The sequence below is a fragment of the Bacillus sp. FSL K6-3459 genome (assembly GCF_038003305.1).
Taxonomy (GTDB): domain Bacteria; phylum Bacillota; class Bacilli; order Bacillales; family Bacillaceae; genus Bacillus; species Bacillus pumilus_O.
The window spans coordinates 20,115-37,805 of record NZ_JBBOOW010000001.1 but is presented as its reverse complement, the minus strand read 5'-3'; the positions used below and the strand labels follow the sequence as shown (position 1 = coordinate 37,805).

Here is a 17,691-nt window from a genome sequence, read left to right as displayed (position 1 = left end):
TTTAGATGGTAGTTTAGTATATGTATCCATGTCAGATCGGGTGTTTGTTCCTTTTCTTAAAACACAAAAAAGACCAGTTCCAAATGGAACTGATCCTTATACAAGCTTGGCGGCGTCCTACTCTCACAGGGGGAGACCCCCAACTACCATCGGCGCTGAAGAGCTTAACTTCCGTGTTCGGTATGGGAACGGGTGTGACCTCTTCGCTATCGCCACCAAACCTGATGGAGAGAATGTTCTCTCAAAACTAGATAACAATGTTCAAACTTCACAATAGAATATAGGTTAAGTCCTCGATCTATTAGTATCTGTCAGCTCCACGTGTCACCACGCTTCCACCTCAGACCTATCAACCTGATCATCTTTCAGGGATCTTACTTCCTTGCGGAATGGGAAATCTCATCTTGAGGGGGGCTTCATGCTTAGATGCTTTCAGCACTTATCCCGTCCGCACATAGCTACCCAGCGATGCCCTTGGCAGAACAACTGGTACACCAGCGGTGCGTCCATCCCGGTCCTCTCGTACTAAGGACAGCTCCTCTCAAATTTCCTGCGCCCGCGACGGATAGGGACCGAACTGTCTCACGACGTTCTGAACCCAGCTCGCGTACCGCTTTAATGGGCGAACAGCCCAACCCTTGGGACCGACTACAGCCCCAGGATGCGATGAGCCGACATCGAGGTGCCAAACCTCCCCGTCGATGTGGACTCTTGGGGGAGATAAGCCTGTTATCCCCGGGGTAGCTTTTATCCGTTGAGCGATGGCCCTTCCATGCGGAACCACCGGATCACTAAGCCCGACTTTCGTCCCTGCTCGACTTGTAGGTCTCGCAGTCAAGCTCCCTTGTGCCTTTACACTCTGCGAATGATTTCCAACCATTCTGAGGGAACCTTTGGGCGCCTCCGTTACATTTTAGGAGGCGACCGCCCCAGTCAAACTGCCCACCTGACACTGTCTCCCTGCCCGATAAGGGCAGCGGGTTAGAAGGTCAATACAGCCAGGGTAGTATCCCACCGATGCCTCCACCGAAGCTAGCGCTCCGGTTTCCAAGGCTCCTACCTATCCTGTACAAGCTGTACCAACATTCAATATCAGGCTGCAGTAAAGCTCCACGGGGTCTTTCCGTCCTGTCGCGGGTAACCTGCATCTTCACAGGTACTATAATTTCACCGAGTCTCTCGTTGAGACAGTGCCCAGATCGTTGCGCCTTTCGTGCGGGTCGGAACTTACCCGACAAGGAATTTCGCTACCTTAGGACCGTTATAGTTACGGCCGCCGTTTACTGGGGCTTCAATTCGCACCTTCGCTTACGCTAAGCGCTCCTCTTAACCTTCCAGCACCGGGCAGGCGTCAGCCCCTATACTTCGCCTTACGGCTTCGCAGAGACCTGTGTTTTTGCTAAACAGTCGCCTGGGCCTATTCACTGCGGCTTCTCGGGGCTTTAACACCCTAAGAAGCACCCCTTCTCCCGAAGTTACGGGGTCATTTTGCCGAGTTCCTTAACGAGAGTTCTCTCGATCACCTTAGGATTCTCTCCTCGCCTACCTGTGTCGGTTTGCGGTACGGGCACCTCTCACCTCGCTAGAGGCTTTTCTTGGCAGTGTGGAATCAGGAACTTCGCTACTAAATTTCGCTCGCCATCACAGCTCAGCCTTCACGGGAAACGGATTTGCCTATTTCCCAGCCTAACTGCTTGGACGCGGATATCCAATACCGCGCTTACCCTATCCTCCTGCGTCCCCCCATTGCTCAAATGGTGAGGAGGTGGTACAGGAATATCAACCTGTTGTCCATCGCCTACGCCTTTCGGCCTCGGCTTAGGTCCCGACTAACCCTGAGCGGACGAGCCTTCCTCAGGAAACCTTAGGCATTCGGTGGACGGGATTCTCACCCGTCTTTCGCTACTCATACCGGCATTCTCACTTCTAAGCGCTCCACCAGTCCTTCCGGTCTGACTTCACAGCACTTAGAACGCTCTCCTACCACTGTTCGTTAGAACAGTCCGCAGCTTCGGTGATACGTTTAGCCCCGGTACATTTTCGGCGCAGAGTCACTCGACCAGTGAGCTATTACGCACTCTTTAAATGGTGGCTGCTTCTAAGCCAACATCCTGGTTGTCTAAGCAACTCCACATCCTTTTCCACTTAACGTATACTTTGGGACCTTAGCTGGCGGTCTGGGCTGTTTCCCTTTCGACTACGGATCTTATCACTCGCAGTCTGACTCCCAAGGATAAGTCATCGGCATTCGGAGTTTGACTGAATTCGGTAACCCGGTAGGGGCCCCTAGTCCAATCAGTGCTCTACCTCCGAGACTCTTACCTTGAGGCTAGCCCTAAAGCTATTTCGGAGAGAACCAGCTATCTCCAGGTTCGATTGGCATTTCACCCCTACCCACACCTCATCCCCGCACTTTTCAACGTGCGTGGGTTCGGGCCTCCATTCAGTGTTACCTGAACTTCACCCTGGACATGGGTAGATCACCTGGTTTCGGGTCTACGACCACGTACTCATGCGCCCTATTCAGACTCGCTTTCGCTGCGGCTCCGCATCTTCTGCTTAACCTTGCACGGGATCGTAACTCGCCGGTTCATTCTACAAAAGGCACGCCATCACCCTTTAACGGGCTCTGACTACTTGTAGGCACACGGTTTCAGGATCTATTTCACTCCCCTTCCGGGGTGCTTTTCACCTTTCCCTCACGGTACTGGTTCACTATCGGTCACTAGGGAGTATTTAGCCTTGGGAGATGGTCCTCCCGGATTCCGACGGAATTTCACGTGTTCCGCCGTACTCAGGATCCACTCTGGAGAGAACAACATTTCAGTTACAGGGCTGTTACCTTCTTTGGCGGGCCTTTCCAGACCTCTTCGCTTATATCGTTCCTTTGTAACTCCGTATAGAGTGTCCTACAACCCCAAGAGGCAAGCCTCTTGGTTTGGGCTGTTCCCGTTTCGCTCGCCGCTACTCAGGGAATCGCATTTGCTTTCTCTTCCTCCGGGTACTTAGATGTTTCAGTTCCCCGGGTATGCCTTCTCATACTCTATGTATTCAAGTATGGATACTACTCCATTACGAGCAGTGGGTTTCCCCATTCGGAAATCTCCGGATCAAAGCTTGCTTACAGCTCCCCGAAGCATATCGGTGTTCGTCCCGTCCTTCATCGGCTCCTAGTGCCAAGGCATCCACCGTGCGCCCTTTCTAACTTAACCATTTCTTACTTTAGAAAGAATCACTATGTGTGATGAACTTTGCATTGCATTCAATGTGAATGTATTACTTATTGTTATCTAGTTTTCAAAGAACACGTTGGTGGAGCCTAGCGGGATCGAACCGCTGACCTCCTGCGTGCAAGGCAGGCGCTCTCCCAGCTGAGCTAAGGCCCCAATTTAATAGAAGATGGTGGGCCTGAGTGGACTCGAACCACCGACCTCACGCTTATCAGGCGTGCGCTCTAACCAGCTGAGCTACAGGCCCATCTTTCATATCGAAGATATGATGTTGTAGGATCTTTTGCAAGTTCCTTCAAAACTAAACAAGACGAAAACGCACGCTGCTCCATATATCCTTAGAAAGGAGGTGATCCAGCCGCACCTTCCGATACGGCTACCTTGTTACGACTTCACCCCAATCATCTGTCCCACCTTCGGCGGCTGGCTCCATAAAGGTTACCTCACCGACTTCGGGTGTTACAAACTCTCGTGGTGTGACGGGCGGTGTGTACAAGGCCCGGGAACGTATTCACCGCGGCATGCTGATCCGCGATTACTAGCGATTCCAGCTTCACGCAGTCGAGTTGCAGACTGCGATCCGAACTGAGAACAGATTTATGGGATTGGCTAAACCTTGCGGTCTCGCAGCCCTTTGTTCTGTCCATTGTAGCACGTGTGTAGCCCAGGTCATAAGGGGCATGATGATTTGACGTCATCCCCACCTTCCTCCGGTTTGTCACCGGCAGTCACCTTAGAGTGCCCAACTAAATGCTGGCAACTAAGATCAAGGGTTGCGCTCGTTGCGGGACTTAACCCAACATCTCACGACACGAGCTGACGACAACCATGCACCACCTGTCACTCTGTCCCCGAAGGGAAAGCCCTATCTCTAGGGTTGTCAGAGGATGTCAAGACCTGGTAAGGTTCTTCGCGTTGCTTCGAATTAAACCACATGCTCCACCGCTTGTGCGGGCCCCCGTCAATTCCTTTGAGTTTCAGTCTTGCGACCGTACTCCCCAGGCGGAGTGCTTAATGCGTTAGCTGCAGCACTAAGGGGCGGAAACCCCCTAACACTTAGCACTCATCGTTTACGGCGTGGACTACCAGGGTATCTAATCCTGTTCGCTCCCCACGCTTTCGCTCCTCAGCGTCAGTTACAGACCAGAGAGTCGCCTTCGCCACTGGTGTTCCTCCACATCTCTACGCATTTCACCGCTACACGTGGAATTCCACTCTCCTCTTCTGCACTCAAGTTTCCCAGTTTCCAATGACCCTCCCCGGTTGAGCCGGGGGCTTTCACATCAGACTTAAGAAACCGCCTGCGAGCCCTTTACGCCCAATAATTCCGGACAACGCTTGCCACCTACGTATTACCGCGGCTGCTGGCACGTAGTTAGCCGTGGCTTTCTGGTTAGGTACCGTCAAGGTGCGAGCAGTTACTCTCGCACTTGTTCTTCCCTAACAACAGAGCTTTACGATCCGAAAACCTTCATCACTCACGCGGCGTTGCTCCGTCAGACTTTCGTCCATTGCGGAAGATTCCCTACTGCTGCCTCCCGTAGGAGTCTGGGCCGTGTCTCAGTCCCAGTGTGGCCGATCACCCTCTCAGGTCGGCTACGCATCGTCGCCTTGGTGAGCCATTACCCCACCAACTAGCTAATGCGCCGCGGGTCCATCTGTAAGTGACAGCCGAAACCGTCTTTCATCCTTGAACCATGCGGTTCAAGGAACTATCCGGTATTAGCTCCGGTTTCCCGGAGTTATCCCAGTCTTACAGGCAGGTTACCCACGTGTTACTCACCCGTCCGCCGCTAACATCCGGGAGCAAGCTCCCTTCTGTTCGCTCGACTTGCATGTATTAGGCACGCCGCCAGCGTTCGTCCTGAGCCAGGATCAAACTCTCCGAAAAAGTACAAAACCGAAGTTTTGTTTTTCGTCAGCGTTTGACTGACTACCTATGAAACATCATAGGATTTTTTATAAAAACTCGAATTAACAGGTACGTTTTGTCTTGTTTAGTTTTCAAAGAACTTGTTTACCGCTTCAGAAGCGACTAGAACATCATACCATATTTAAATTGTTGATGTCAACAACTTTTTTGCTATCATGTTTTTTCGTTTCTTCGTCATCAGCGACGTATATTAATTTACCACCATACAGAATCAAAGTCAACAATAATTCTCATTAAATAATAAATTTTTCAATTACAACTAAAGCTGCTACGCCTGGTACGCCCAATAAACCACTGATGCCACTTGTTACAGGGTTAATAGAGACATGTAATCCTAGACTCTCACCAAATAGATTGAGGCAAAATAAAAAAAGAGCACCTGCCACAAACTTTATTCCAATTAGCCCTAACCATTTGAAGGGGTTCGCTTGAACACCTGACATAAACAACAATAGTACAGCTAGCAAAATTGACCCGATCACAATAACAGGTTCCATAATCCTCTCATCTCCTCTTCATATGAATAGTACAAGCATATGAGAGGACTATGTAAAATAGACCTGCTATCTCCAGTTGTTTAAACGTAAATTCCTCTTTTTCGCTTCTCTTAGATAGAAAAAGTACTTCGCTTGAGCAAGCTTTAATTCGAATAGAATGTCCGGTGAAGGCTCAACGCTATTTGCGACAAGCTTTTTTTGTCTGTTCCATTCTTCCTTTTGCTTAAAAAGCTGTTGAATTAATTTCTCATCGAATTCTTTTCGAATTGATTTTCTGCGAAGAAAACCCATGTACCGTACTTCTCCTTCCTACATCTCACGTCTGCCCTCTAGAGCTTTAGACAGTGTGACTTCATCCGCATACTCTAAGTCTCCACCTACTGGTAGTCCGTGAGCAATACGAGAGAGTTTAATTCCTGATGGTTTCAACAATCTAGAGATATACATGGCTGTAGCCTCTCCTTCAATGTTTGGATTGGTTGCAAGGATTACCTCTGTCACTTGATCGTCTTGCAATCTTTTTAACAGATCAGGAATTTTAATATCCTCTGGACCAATGCCATCCATTGGCGAAATAGCACCATGAAGCACATGATATAAGCCGTTGTATTCTTTCATCTTTTCCATTGCGATCACATCTTTTGGATCTTGTACTACACAGATAACAGATTGATCTCTTCTTGTATCTTCACAAATATAGCAAGGATCTTGATCTGTGATATGGCCGCATACCGAGCAATAAGTTAAATTACGCTTTGCATTAACAAGCGCCTTCGCGAAATCTAGTACGACATCTTCCTGCATACTAAGAACAAAAAAAGCCAGACGAACCGCAGTTTTCGGTCCGATTCCTGGCAATTTCATAAAGCTGTCTATCAGCTTTGATATTGGTTCAGGATATTGCATCTTCAGTTATTCCCCCTAGAATAAACCTGGCATGTTCATTCCTTTTGTGAATTGACCCATTGTTTCATTTGTTAATTCATCAACTTTTTTCAATGCATCGTTTGTCGCTGCAAGTACAAGATCTTGAAGCATATCGATATCTTCTGGATCAACAACTTCTTCATTGATTGCTACATCGACAACTTCTTTTTGTCCATTTACTTTTACAGTGACCATACCGCCACCAGCTGTACCTTCAAGGACTTTTTCTGCAAGCTCTTCTTGAGCCTTAGCCATATCCTTTTGCATTTTTTGCATTTGTTTCATCATTTTTTGCATATTTCCCATTCCACCGCGCATATGAACACCACTCTCTTTCATTTTTATTAATCTTTAATTTCAATTAAATCGTTTCCTACTAACTTCTTTGCTTCTGCAATCAATGGATCCTCTTCAGCAGAAGTCCCCTGACCATCTGCCTGTTCATCTGGCTGATGATCTCTTAAAAATTCTTCTCTTATTTTACCCCATTGAGCGTCAGGAACGCCAACTAATTCCACTCTTTTCCCTAACATAGACTCTAGTAGCTGCTCAAGGTTAGTTCGAACACCACTTTTATCTTCAGCAACCATTTTACAATGTATTTCAAACTTGAATTTTAAAACAAAGGCATGAGTAGCCGCAGCAACTGGTTCACTATCAGTTAATAGTGCAGCGTGAGACACCTTATTCTGCTGTTTCAAGTGGGCCAGGAGTTCTCCCCATTTGCCTTTAATTTTTTCTAACTCTGGACGTTTTGCTTCTTTTAGAATCTCGTGAATTCGGCCGACAGGTGCACGATATCCATTTTTGTTACTCGTTTGTGGTCGAGGTGCTTCCTTTTTTTCTTGAGGATGTTGAGAATGAGACATTGGCACACCCTCAGCTTTTATCCTAGATAGCTCCTGTTCCAACCTGTCTATTTTATCCGTTAGCGTCGTTAAATCAGCGTTAGCATGAGCTTGTGGTGTTCCAGCCGTTGACTGACATAGCTTGACAACAGCTACCTCAAAGAAAATCCTTGGATGATTCGTCCACTTCATTTCTTGGTGACTTTTATTCAGCACTTCAATTGTTTCATATAGAAATTGAGGTGTCACACGATCCGAAAGCGTCACGAAATTTTCATCGACCTTTACCTTTTCGAGGACCCCTTCCAAATCTGGTGCTGTTTTATAAAGCAGCATATCTCTAAAATAAAAAATCATGTCCTCTATTAATTTAGCAGCATCTTTCCCCTGCTGAAGTAATTCATTTAAGGTATCTAACGCCACGGCAATATTTTGATCAAAAATGGCTTCTGCTAGCTGACTAATGAATTGCTGAGAAACAGCTCCTGTAATGAGCAGCGCATCATCAATTGTCAGTTGCCCACCACTAAACGAAATGGCTTGATCTAAGAGGCTTAATGCATCACGCATACCGCCATCAGCTGCACTAGCGATAATCTCGAGCGAGCCCTCTTGTACATTTAGGCTTTCTGCATCTACAATTTTCTGCATTCTTCCAACAATATCTTTTGTCGTGATTCGTTTAAAATCAAATCTCTGACAACGAGATATGATCGTAAGAGGAATCTTATGAGGCTCTGTGGTAGCCAAAATAAAGATACAATGAGCAGGCGGCTCCTCTAACGTTTTAAGAAGGGCATTAAACGCCCCGATAGAGAGCATATGTACTTCATCTATAATATAAACCTTATATGTAACAGCCGAAGGAGCAAATTTCACTTTATCACGTATATCGCGGATTTCATCTACCCCGTTGTTTGAGGCAGCATCTATTTCGATCACATCTGAAATTGAGCCGTTTGTAATCCCTTTACAGGCATCACATTCATTACAAGGTTCACTCACAGGTGACTTTTCACAGTTCACTGCCTTCGCAAAGATTTTAGCAGCACTTGTTTTACCTGTTCCTCTAGGACCTGAAAATAAGTAAGCATGAGAAAACTTCTTCTGCAAAAGGGCATTTTGCAACGTTTTTGTGATGTGTTCTTGTCCAACAACATCCTCAAAAACTTGAGGTCTGAACACTCGATACAAAGCTTGATAACTCACAAATACGCCCTCCTCCATTTATCATCTTTTTTATTATACATGATGCACCGATCAATTCAAAAGCACACCTTTATTTTCTAATAACCGAAATTGATGATTTCAACTATAGGTTTTCTACTTTCTATGAATCAAAAACCTGTTTTTTAGATGTTCGAATTGATCTACAAAACCAACGAGAACACTCGTTCCCATTCCGAAAATAAAAAACAAAAAGTACTCTAAAATGTTATTTTGGCTATTTGTATAAAAAAAGCAGCTGAACTATTCTTTAAACAGCAACAAAAAACTCACCTAGATTAACTAGATGAGTTACATTTAATATTGATTTACCGTGCACCTTCTGTCGATTCGCTACCCCAAGCGTTACTTAAACAGTTAGCTCGGCCCAGGCAACCCTGCGGCACATGAGAGGTTTCACTTAATGCTGCTTCCTTCCGGACCTGACATGGTTCATGAATTCCCATTGCGCAGGACCCAGACGTCAACACCACTTATTTAAGGCAGACCTTGAAGTAAACGAACCTTGAGAAGGGATTCGGCCTCGCTAGAGCGGATTGCGAGTACAGGGCACCGCTACCTCCCCGCTTAGCACGGCAAAATGAATATTAAATTGTTAGTGACGCAGACATAAGTATACCTTCTTATAGTCGAAATTGCAAACGACATCCATTCATTTACTTTTGGCTTGTTTCTTTCGTTGACGGAGATTTCGAAAGAACTGACTTAGCAGCTCACCACACTCTTTTTCAAGTACACCACCGATGACTTCAGACTGATGATTGAATCGTTCGTCATCCAGTAAATTCATTAAAGTACCTGCACATCCACCTTTTGGATCGTATGCGCCGAAAACGACCTTTTTCACTCTAGAAAGGACAATCGCTCCCGCGCACATAGGACATGGTTCAAGTGTGACATAAAGTACAGCATCTTCTAAACGCCAGCTTCCAGTCGTTTTACACGCTTCATCAATAGCAAGTAATTCTGCATGCGCAATTGAACGTTGCTCTGTTTCCCTTAAATTATGAGCGCGGCTCACAATTTGGTCATTAACAACGATGATGGCACCGATTGGTACTTCTCCTATTTGTTCTGCTTTTAAGGCTTCAGAAATAGCTTCTTGCATAAACTGTTCATCTCTCGTCATAGCACGGCTCTCTTTTCATGTTTTTTAAAAGGATATTGAGGTTAACATATTAGCACAATCTTTTAAAGGGGGTCTTACTTTGCAAAAGCACCAAAAGGCACTGCTGATTATTGACATGATTAATAATTTTGACTTTGAAATGGGACATGTACTCGCTTATAAAACAGAGCAAATGACCAATAAGATTTTAGCTCTTAAAGATCATGCTTTCAAGGAAAATTGGCCGATCATCTATATCAACGACCACTATGGTCTCTGGAAGGCTGATATTCAAGCTGTGATGGAAACATGCAAAAACGAAAGAAGCGCCGCTATTTTAGAGAAAATGGCACCATCAAAAGATGATTATTTCTTAATTAAACCGAAGCATTCTGCCTTCTATGGTACTGCATTAGAGACACTCTTAAATGAATTAGGTGTACAAGACATCATATTGACCGGAATTGCAGGAAACATTTGCGTTCTATTCACTGCAAATGACGCATACATGCGAGAATACAACTTAATTGTACCTAAAGATTGTATCGCATCAAATGACGACAGAGACAACGAATATGCTTTAACGATGATGGAAAACGTTCTACTTGCAAAAATCACCACTGCTAAAGAGATCACGAATGAAAATCAAACATGATTTATCCATAACCCTCATAAATTGTTAGCAATAACAAAGGGGGCGTTGACTATTCAAATTTATGTTGTCAAAAGAGGAGACACTTTAAATGAAATTGCCATGCGTTTTAAAACAACAGTCAATGAAATCATCCGGACCAACGATATTGAAACACCAAATCAACTCGTCATTGGACAAACAATTGTCATTCCAATTAGAGGACAATTTTATGAGGTCAAACAAAATGACACACTTTATCAAATTGGAAGACGCTTTCGAATTTCAGTGGAAGAGCTGGCACGTGTGAATAGAATACAGCCTGAAGCGATACTTCCTATTCGCTTCTTGCTCTATATTCCTCAAAGACCTAAAAGGAACATTAATTCGAATGCTTACATTGAACCACGGGGAAATCAAGTGAGTGAAAATTTAAAACAAGCAGCTAGAGAGGCTTCTCCATATTTAACGCATTTAGGCGCATTTAGTTTCCAAGCGCAAAGAGATGGAGCACTGAAAGAACCACCGTTAGATCAGCTACCTCAAATAGCCGCTCAGAGCAGAACCGTTTTATCCATGGTGGTGACTAACCTAGAGAATGATAAATTCAGTGATGAACTTGGGCGAATTCTTTTGAATAACCAATCTGTCAAAGCCACATTTTTAAATGAAATCGTTCGTGTTGCAAAAAAGTATCAATTTAAAGAAATCCATTTTGATTTTGAATATTTACGTCCCGCTGATAAAGATGCTTACATTCAATTTTTAAGAGAGGCAACGACCCGATTCCATCAAGAAGGATGGACAATATCTGTTGCACTTGCCCCTAAAACAAGTAGTCAGCAAAAGGGAAAATGGTATGAGGCTCATGACTATGAAGCCATTGGGAAGATCGTCGATCATGTTGTATTAATGACCTACGAATGGGGATACAGCGGCGGCCCTGCGCAAGCAGTCTCTCCCATTGGACCTGTCCGCCAAGTCATTGAATATGCACTCACCGTTATGCCAGCCAATAAAATTGTTATGGGCCAGAACTTATACGGCTATGATTGGACGCTTCCTTACGTTCAAGGCGGGCCTATCGCTAAAGCTGTCAGTCCCCAACAAGCGATTGCAATTGCTAGAAATAATAATGCCTCCATTCTATATGACGAAACAGCTCAAGCACCTTATTTTCGTTATACAGATGCCAATAATAAAGAGCACGAGGTATGGTTCGAAGATGCTAGATCGATTCAAGCAAAGTTCAACCTCATCAAAGAGTTAAACTTGAACGGAATTGCTTATTGGAAATTAGGTCTATCCTTCCCTCAAAATTGGCTCTTATTATCAGATCAATTTAATATTGAAAAAAGAACGACATCGTAATCCGTTCGCTCTATCTCTCGGAAAGGGTATGGTACAATATACATTGGTTTGACAACTTTATAGATAGAGGAGAACGCCTATGTATCCTGCCCCTTTTATTGCAGTGGAAGGCCCAATTGGAGCCGGAAAAACAACTTTGGCTACAATGCTTGCGAAGGAATTTCAATTTCCTTTAGTAAAAGAGATTGTAGAAGAAAATCCATTCTTGAATAAATTTTATGAAGATATGGAACAATGGAGCTTTCAGCTTGAGATGTTCTTTTTATGCAATCGGTTCAAACAGTTAGAATCTATTCAAGAAAACTATGTGAATCAACAGCAGCCGATTGTCACTGATTATCATGTCTATAAAAATATGATATTTGCAGAAAGAACATTATCAAAAAAGCACATGGACAAATACAGAAAGATCTATCACTTGTTAACAGATGATCTTCCTAAACCAAATGCCATCATCTATATAAAAGCCAGTCTTCCTACCTTACTTGAAAGAATACAAATGAGAGGACGCTCTTTTGAAGAAGACATTGACCCGGCTTATTTAAAAACACTCATTGAAGATTATGAGCTGGCCATTGAACATTTAAAACAGACTGACCAAGGGCTTCCTATCATTACAATTGAAGGAGATCATACAGACTTCGTTTCCTCACAGCAAGATTACCAGCAAATTGTACAGAACATAAAGGAGCAAGTGCTATGAACAATATCGAAATACCAAAAGATGCAGTGATCACAATCGCCGGGACTGTTGGTGTCGGAAAATCAACTATGACTAAAACGATAGCGGACAAGCTAGGCTTTCAAACCTCTCTTGAAAAGGTAGATGATAACCCATACTTAGAGCCCTTTTATTCAGATTTCCAAAGATGGAGCTTTCATTTACAGGTCTATTTCCTTGCGGAGCGTTTTAAGGAGCAAAAGCGGATTTTTGAATCTGGTGGAGGATATGTGCAAGATCGTTCAATTTATGAGGACACGGGCATATTCGCAAAAATGCATGCGGACAAAGGTACGATGTCTGAAGTAGATTATGAAACGTATACGAGTCTATTCGAGGCGATGGTGATGACACCTTACTTCCCTCACCCTGATGTTCTCATCTATTTACACGGGGATTTAGATCATATTTTACATCGTATTGAGGAACGCGGCAGAGAGATGGAAACTCAAACGGACCGAGCCTATTGGGAAGAAATGTACACTCGATACACGGAATGGATCGAACAATTCGATTTATGTCCAGTGATTAAAATTAACATTGAAGATTACGACTTACTTCATGATGAAAGCTCACTTGATCCCATTCTTCATGAAATTGCTTCTGTTATTCAAAAAAATCGTTCTAAAACGAAATAAAAAAACCCGCTGCATTTCGCGAATGCAGCGGGTTGACAATTCCAATTTTTATGCTTGCGTTGCAATTCAACTAAGGTAAAAAATCAATATGGCGGAGGAAGAGGGATTCGAACCCCCGCGGGCTTTGACACCCCTGTCGGTTTTCAAGACCGATCCCTTCAGCCGGACTTGGGTATTCCTCCGTATCGACAAGAATTAATATACCATATCGTTTTCTTTCAAGTCAACATCTTTTCGAAAAAAATTTCAATAAGTTATTTTGGCATGAAATCTGAGCATAAAAAAGCAGCCATCGACGGCTGCTCTTGATCTATTTTGTATCCTGTCTAATCTCTTCAATAAAATGATTCATCTCTTCTTTAAACTCATTTAATGATTCGATAATTTTCGTAAAGTCTGTCACTTGTTTGGCTTGTTCATTTGTTGAGCTGCTGATTTGTGAGATATTTTCAGACAATGTACCAATACTGTCTTGGATCTCTTTTAAAAAGGTATTAATGGTTTCAGCCGCTTCCTTTGAGCCATCTGATAATTTACGAACTTCATCAGCCACGACAGCAAACCCTTTTCCATTCTCTCCTGCCCTTGCTGCTTCAATTGCAGCATTTAGCCCTAGCAAGTTGGTTTGTCTAGCTATCCCGCCAATGGTTTTGACGACTTCTTCAATGTTTGCTGATTTCTCTTCCGCTCTTCCTGCCTGTTCACTTATTTCTAAACTTGTGGCAGCTAGCTCTTGTGAATGCGCAGCAATTTGCTCGATTCCACTTTGAAGTTCTTTCGCAACATCATTGATATGCTCCATATAACCGCTTAATTTCTTTTCACGATGATGTGAAAATGCCACTAAAAAGGAGCCAATTACTTTTCTATTTTCATCGAAAATCGGGTAACCTTTTACTGCAATTTCATAACCATATAAAGACTCTGGTAAATGACCGTCATATTCTTGTCCTCTTAATGTCGTCGCCACATTTTGGTCTTCTGGGTTCAATGGGTCCCCAACCTTCATGCCAAAATCTATTGTGTTAGACGGATAGTAGCAAAGCACCTTTTCTGTATCAGTGATGCCGAAAAGAATACTTTCATCTAGAACTTTTCTAACTAATTGTGCCATTTCAACATAATAGTCAAGCCTATTCAAGGTTATTCCTTCTTTCCTAGAAGCTTTTAGTATTTCTATCGGCTAAATTTAGGAAAACTGTAGGACTTTTGGTAAAAAGAAATAAGATGCCATAGCGGCATCTTATTTCATTACTTCTTTATTTCCCATATAAGGACGCAGTACTTCAGGAATGATCACAGTGCCGTCCTCTTGTTGATAGTTTTCTAAAATAGCCGCCACGGTTCTTCCTACTGCTAAACCAGATCCATTTAATGTGTGCACATGCTCTGGCTTGGCTTTAGGCTCTGGACGGAATCGAATGTTTGCGCGTCTTGCTTGGAACGCTTCGAAGTTACTGCAAGAAGAAATTTCACGATACGTATCTTGGCTCGGAATCCATACTTCGATGTCGTATTTTTTCGCAGCTGTGAAGCCTAAATCTCCGGTACACATGCTCATGACACGGTATGGTAGGTTTAGTAGTTGTAGGACTTTTTCTGCTTGATTTGTTAGTTTCTCTAATTCTTCATAAGAATCTTCAGGTCTAACAAATTTCACAAGCTCTACTTTATTAAATTGATGCTGACGGATGAGTCCACGTGTATCTCTGCCGGCAGATCCAGCCTCTGATCTAAAGCATGCACTGAATGCTGCATAATTGATTGGCAGTTGCTCGCCTTCAATTATTTCATCACGGTGCATGTTGGTAATAGGTACTTCAGCTGTTGGAATGAGGAAATAATCCTCTTCACGGATTTTAAAGGCATCTTCTTCGAATTTTGGAAGCTGCCCAGTCCCTGTCATGCTTGCTCTATTGACCATGTAAGGTGGGAGCACTTCAGTAAAACCAAACTCATCTACGTGTAAATCGAGCATAAAGTTATATAGTGCCCGCTCTAAGCGTGCGCCAAGCCCTTTATAAAAAACAAAACGGCTTCCTGTGACTTTGCCTGCGCGTTCAAAATCGAGAATGTTTAGCTCATCCGCTACGTCCCAATGTGGCTTTGGCTCAAATGAGAATGCCGGCTGCTCGCCCCATTTTCTCACTTCCACGTTGTCATCTTCTGTTTCCCCAACTGGGACAGTGTCATGAGGGATATTCGGTATAGAGAATAGGATATGCTGCAAACTTTCTTCTACTGTTCGTAGCTCATCATCCAGCTTCTTAATCTCATCTCCTACCTCACGCATTTCTTGAATAATGTGATCAGCGTCTTTCTTTTCTCTTTTTAAAACAGCCACTTGCTGTGATACTTCATTTCTTCGGCTCTTTAATACTTCTGTTTTTCCGATTAGTTCTCTTCTTTTTTGATCCAGCTCACCAAACTTATCAAAATCAGCTAAATCTTCGCCTCGGTGTGCTAGTTTTTCTTTGATTTGATCAAAGTCCGTGCGCAGTTGTTTAATATCCAGCATGTGTAACACTCCTTTTTTTATCGAAAAATAAAAAGAGCCCTCATCCCATGAAAGGGACGAGAGCTCTCGCGTTGCCACCCTGATTGAAAACATGCAGAAGCACGCTTTCCTCTTTCCTCTGTAACGGTATCACCGTAAATGCTTACTTCTCGTGTTTCAGCATTTCGCTCAAGGATGGATTCAGACTGCATCTTTCACCGATTCGCACCAACCATCGGCTCTCTGAGAAAGAGGGGCTTCTTACTATTTCCCGTCAACGCTTTTTCGATCTTTGATTGTGATTTTAATGTACTATAAGTTTTATCTCTTTTCAACCGTTTTATACAGCGAGCTTCGTTTTATAGGTCGTCACCATTTCAACAAACAGTTGTGTTAACCGGTGGTCGTCTGTCAGCTCTGGATGAAAAGAACAGCCTAAGATATTGTTTTCTTTCGCCATCACAATCCTACCATCATATTCAGCCATGACCTCTACGCTCTCATCTGCACTGATGATATGAGGCGCACGGATGAACACTCCTGTAAACGGGGCATCCAGTCCTTTGACTTCTAAATCTGCTTCAAAGCTGTCTACCTGTCTGCCAAATGAATTCCGTGCAACAGATACATTTAACAGTCCAAGATGAGCATCATCTCGATCTTCTATATGCTTTGCCAGCATAATCAAACCGGCACAAGTCCCGAAAATCGGTTTCCCTTTTGCAGCGAACGCTTTGATCGGTTCAATGAATTGATACGTATCCATGAGTCTTCTCATCGTCGTGCTTTCTCCACCAGGGATAATAAGACCGTCAACAGATGCTAGCTCTTCTGCTCGTTTGATGATTTTCCCTTCTGCGCCACAGGCTTCAATCGATTGAATATGCTCTCTCACAGCTCCTTGAAGCCCTAGTACACCAATTGTTAGCATGTTCGTTTGCGCTCCCTTAATTACCAGCCACGCTCTTGCATACGCTCTTCTGGCAGTAGATTTGAGATTTCAATTCCTTTCATGGCTGTTCCAAGCTCTTTTGAAAGCTCTGCAATGAGACGGTAATCTGTGAAGTGAGTCGTTGCTTCAACAATTGCTTTTGCAAATTTCGCTGGATTGTCTGATTTAAATATACCAGATCCAACAAATACACCGTCTGCTCCAAGCTGCATCATTAACGCAGCATCTGCTGGTGTCGCAACGCCTCCCGCTGCAAAGTTCACAACTGGGAGTTTGCCGTCTTTTTTGATTTGAAGCAATAATTCATACGGTGCTCCTAGGTTCTTCGCTTCTGTCATCAGTTCATCTTCACTCATTGCTGCTACTTTACGAATCTGAGCATTGACCTTTCTCATATGACGGACAGCTTCTACAATGTTGCCTGTTCCAGGCTCTCCTTTTGTACGAAGCATAGAAGCGCCTTCTGCGATACGACGGGTTGCTTCACCTAAATCACGGCAACCACAGACAAAAGGTACTGTGTATTCATTTTTATTTAAATGGAATTCCTCATCTGCGGGCGTCAGCACTTCACTCTCATCGATATAATCAACACCAAGTGCTTCAAGGACACGAGCCTCGACGATATGGCCGATACGTGCTTTTGCCATGACTGGAATCGTTACTGCATTTTGTACTTCTTCTACGATTCTTGGGTCTGCCATACGGGCAACACCGCCGGCTGCACGAATATCAGCTGGAACTCGTTCTAGTGCCATAACTGCCACCGCACCTGCTTCTTCTGCGATCTTTGCCTGTTCAGCGTTGACGACATCCATAATGACGCCACCTTTTTGCATTTCTGCCATTCCACGTTTCACTCGTTCAGTTCCCTTATTACTCACAATAGTTTCCTCCCATTTGTCAATTCGATTGATTTACCCCTTTATCATACAAGCAAGACAGTATAACAACAAAGAGAATAGTATAACAATTCGACCAGCCGACAAAAAGGCTTAAACCCTTGTATATAAACGATTACCTGCTATAAATATGTTATTCTTTCTTTGAAGTGTCATTTACATGCTATAATGCAACTATAACAATTTAAATTCATGTATAACAATTTTGC

13 protein-coding genes, 3 tRNA genes, 3 rRNA genes, 1 other RNA gene, 1 pseudogene and 1 other annotated feature are annotated in these 17,691 nt (G+C 43.7%); of the genes and pseudogenes, 4 read left to right on the top strand and 17 right to left on the bottom strand.

The window, feature by feature from the left end:
- Positions 1–104: 104 nt before the first annotated feature.
- From rrf to tadA, 12 genes are all read right to left on the bottom strand, one after another.
- Positions 105–220, bottom strand: a 5S ribosomal RNA gene (gene rrf / locus MHI35_RS00185).
- A 61-nt stretch (positions 221–281) separates the two neighbouring features.
- Positions 282–3,212 (bottom strand): 23S ribosomal RNA (locus MHI35_RS00180).
- 98 nt (positions 3,213–3,310) lie between these two features.
- Positions 3,311–3,386: transfer RNA gene (locus MHI35_RS00175), tRNA-Ala, on the bottom strand.
- 14 nt (positions 3,387–3,400) lie between these two features.
- Positions 3,401–3,477 (bottom strand) — tRNA-Ile (locus MHI35_RS00170).
- 95 nt (positions 3,478–3,572) lie between these two features.
- A 16S ribosomal RNA gene (locus tag MHI35_RS00165) occupies positions 3,573–5,121 on the bottom strand.
- The 16S, 23S and 5S rRNA genes sit together here with 2 tRNA genes alongside, the layout of an rRNA operon.
- Positions 5,122–5,396: 275 nt before the next feature.
- Complete coding sequence (locus MHI35_RS00160) at positions 5,397–5,660, bottom strand: pro-sigmaK processing inhibitor BofA family protein (protein ID WP_144523646.1); 264 nt, start codon at positions 5,658–5,660, stop codon at positions 5,397–5,399.
- Positions 5,661–5,726: 66 nt separating this feature from the next.
- Positions 5,727–5,951 carry a YaaL family protein gene (locus tag MHI35_RS00155; protein WP_003218088.1) on the bottom strand — a complete coding sequence of 75 codons (225 nt, stop codon included), beginning with the start codon at positions 5,949–5,951 and terminating at the stop codon, positions 5,727–5,729.
- A gap of 18 nt (positions 5,952–5,969) precedes the next feature.
- On the bottom strand, positions 5,970–6,566 hold the full coding sequence (gene recR / locus MHI35_RS00150; RefSeq protein ID WP_003218094.1) for a recombination protein RecR: 597 nt from the start codon (positions 6,564–6,566) through the stop codon (positions 5,970–5,972).
- A 15-nt stretch (positions 6,567–6,581) separates the two neighbouring features.
- On the bottom strand, positions 6,582–6,905 hold the full coding sequence (locus MHI35_RS00145) for a YbaB/EbfC family nucleoid-associated protein (RefSeq protein ID WP_008342011.1): 324 nt from the start codon (positions 6,903–6,905) through the stop codon (positions 6,582–6,584).
- 26 nt (positions 6,906–6,931) lie between these two features.
- Positions 6,932–8,644: a DNA polymerase III subunit gamma/tau gene (gene dnaX, locus MHI35_RS00140; RefSeq protein ID WP_211064416.1), complete on the bottom strand. Its 1,713-nt coding sequence runs from the start codon at positions 8,642–8,644 to the stop codon at positions 6,932–6,934.
- A 329-nt stretch (positions 8,645–8,973) separates the two neighbouring features.
- An RNA gene (gene ffs, locus MHI35_RS00135) (signal recognition particle sRNA large type) lies at positions 8,974–9,238 on the bottom strand.
- 76 nt (positions 9,239–9,314) lie between these two features.
- Positions 9,315–9,791 (bottom strand): tRNA adenosine(34) deaminase TadA, encoded by a 477-nt coding sequence (tadA, locus tag MHI35_RS00130; protein WP_211064415.1) that lies wholly within the window; start codon positions 9,789–9,791, stop codon positions 9,315–9,317.
- Positions 9,792–9,870: 79 nt separating this feature from the next.
- Between tadA and MHI35_RS00125 the strand changes: the two genes are divergently transcribed.
- The 4 genes from MHI35_RS00125 (at position 9,871) to MHI35_RS00110 (ending at position 13,131) form a co-directional block, all read left to right on the top strand.
- Positions 9,871–10,425 (top strand): isochorismatase family cysteine hydrolase, encoded by a 555-nt coding sequence (locus tag MHI35_RS00125; protein WP_211064414.1) that lies wholly within the window; start codon positions 9,871–9,873, stop codon positions 10,423–10,425.
- A gap of 99 nt (positions 10,426–10,524) precedes the next feature.
- Complete coding sequence (locus MHI35_RS00120; RefSeq protein WP_417894692.1) at positions 10,525–11,772, top strand: glycosyl hydrolase family 18 protein; 1,248 nt, start codon at positions 10,525–10,527, stop codon at positions 11,770–11,772.
- A 79-nt stretch (positions 11,773–11,851) separates the two neighbouring features.
- A complete protein-coding gene (locus tag MHI35_RS00115; protein WP_335349770.1) occupies positions 11,852–12,475 on the top strand; it encodes a deoxynucleoside kinase in 624 nt (207 codons plus the stop codon).
- Positions 12,472–13,131 (top strand): deoxynucleoside kinase, encoded by a 660-nt coding sequence (locus tag MHI35_RS00110; protein WP_003218104.1) that lies wholly within the window; start codon positions 12,472–12,474, stop codon positions 13,129–13,131. The genes MHI35_RS00115 and MHI35_RS00110 overlap by 4 nt, the downstream gene beginning before the upstream one ends.
- 89 nt (positions 13,132–13,220) lie before the next feature.
- On the opposite strand, the gene MHI35_RS00105 is transcribed toward MHI35_RS00110, so the two are convergent.
- The 5 genes and pseudogenes from MHI35_RS00105 to pdxS form a co-directional block, all read right to left on the bottom strand.
- Positions 13,221–13,313 (bottom strand) — tRNA-Ser (locus MHI35_RS00105).
- A gap of 128 nt (positions 13,314–13,441) precedes the next feature.
- A pseudogene (locus MHI35_RS18855) lies at positions 13,442–13,777 on the bottom strand (methyl-accepting chemotaxis protein); the annotation flags it as partial.
- Between the two features lie 597 nt (positions 13,778–14,374).
- A complete protein-coding gene (serS, locus tag MHI35_RS00095; RefSeq protein ID WP_012009060.1) occupies positions 14,375–15,649 on the bottom strand; it encodes a serine--tRNA ligase in 1,275 nt (424 codons plus the stop codon).
- Positions 15,650–15,698: 49 nt separating this feature from the next.
- Positions 15,699–15,915, bottom strand: a binding site (T-box leader).
- A gap of 53 nt (positions 15,916–15,968) precedes the next feature.
- The gene (gene pdxT, locus MHI35_RS00090) at positions 15,969–16,559 is read right to left on the bottom strand and encodes a pyridoxal 5'-phosphate synthase glutaminase subunit PdxT (RefSeq protein ID WP_211064412.1); all 591 of its coding nucleotides are present in this window, start codon (positions 16,557–16,559) and stop codon (positions 15,969–15,971) included.
- Between the two features lie 20 nt (positions 16,560–16,579).
- On the bottom strand, positions 16,580–17,464 hold the full coding sequence (gene pdxS / locus MHI35_RS00085) for a pyridoxal 5'-phosphate synthase lyase subunit PdxS (RefSeq protein WP_034666107.1): 885 nt from the start codon (positions 17,462–17,464) through the stop codon (positions 16,580–16,582).
- Positions 17,465–17,691 lie beyond the last annotated feature (227 nt).

Excerpts from the sequence above, each read along its gene's own strand:
- MHI35_RS00115 (WP_335349770.1), top strand. The coding sequence starts at position 11,852 with ATGTATCCTGCCCCTTTTATTGCAGTGGAAGGCCCAATTGGAGCCGGA.
- serS (WP_012009060.1), bottom strand. The coding sequence starts at position 15,649 with ATGCTGGATATTAAACAACTGCGCACGGACTTTGATCAAATCAAAGAA.
- pdxT (WP_211064412.1), bottom strand. The coding sequence starts at position 16,559 with ATGCTAACAATTGGTGTACTAGGGCTTCAAGGAGCTGTGAGAGAGCAT.
- tadA (WP_211064415.1), bottom strand. The coding sequence starts at position 9,791 with ATGACGAGAGATGAACAGTTTATGCAAGAAGCTATTTCTGAAGCCTTA.
- MHI35_RS00110 (WP_003218104.1), top strand. The coding sequence starts at position 12,472 with ATGAACAATATCGAAATACCAAAAGATGCAGTGATCACAATCGCCGGG.
- MHI35_RS00145 (WP_008342011.1), bottom strand. The coding sequence starts at position 6,905 with ATGCGCGGTGGAATGGGAAATATGCAAAAAATGATGAAACAAATGCAA.
- recR (WP_003218094.1), bottom strand. The coding sequence starts at position 6,566 with ATGCAATATCCTGAACCAATATCAAAGCTGATAGACAGCTTTATGAAA.
- MHI35_RS00160 (WP_144523646.1), bottom strand. The coding sequence starts at position 5,660 with ATGGAACCTGTTATTGTGATCGGGTCAATTTTGCTAGCTGTACTATTG.
- MHI35_RS00155 (WP_003218088.1), bottom strand. The coding sequence starts at position 5,951 with ATGGGTTTTCTTCGCAGAAAATCAATTCGAAAAGAATTCGATGAGAAA.
- MHI35_RS00120 (WP_417894692.1), top strand. The coding sequence starts at position 10,525 with ATGCGTTTTAAAACAACAGTCAATGAAATCATCCGGACCAACGATATT.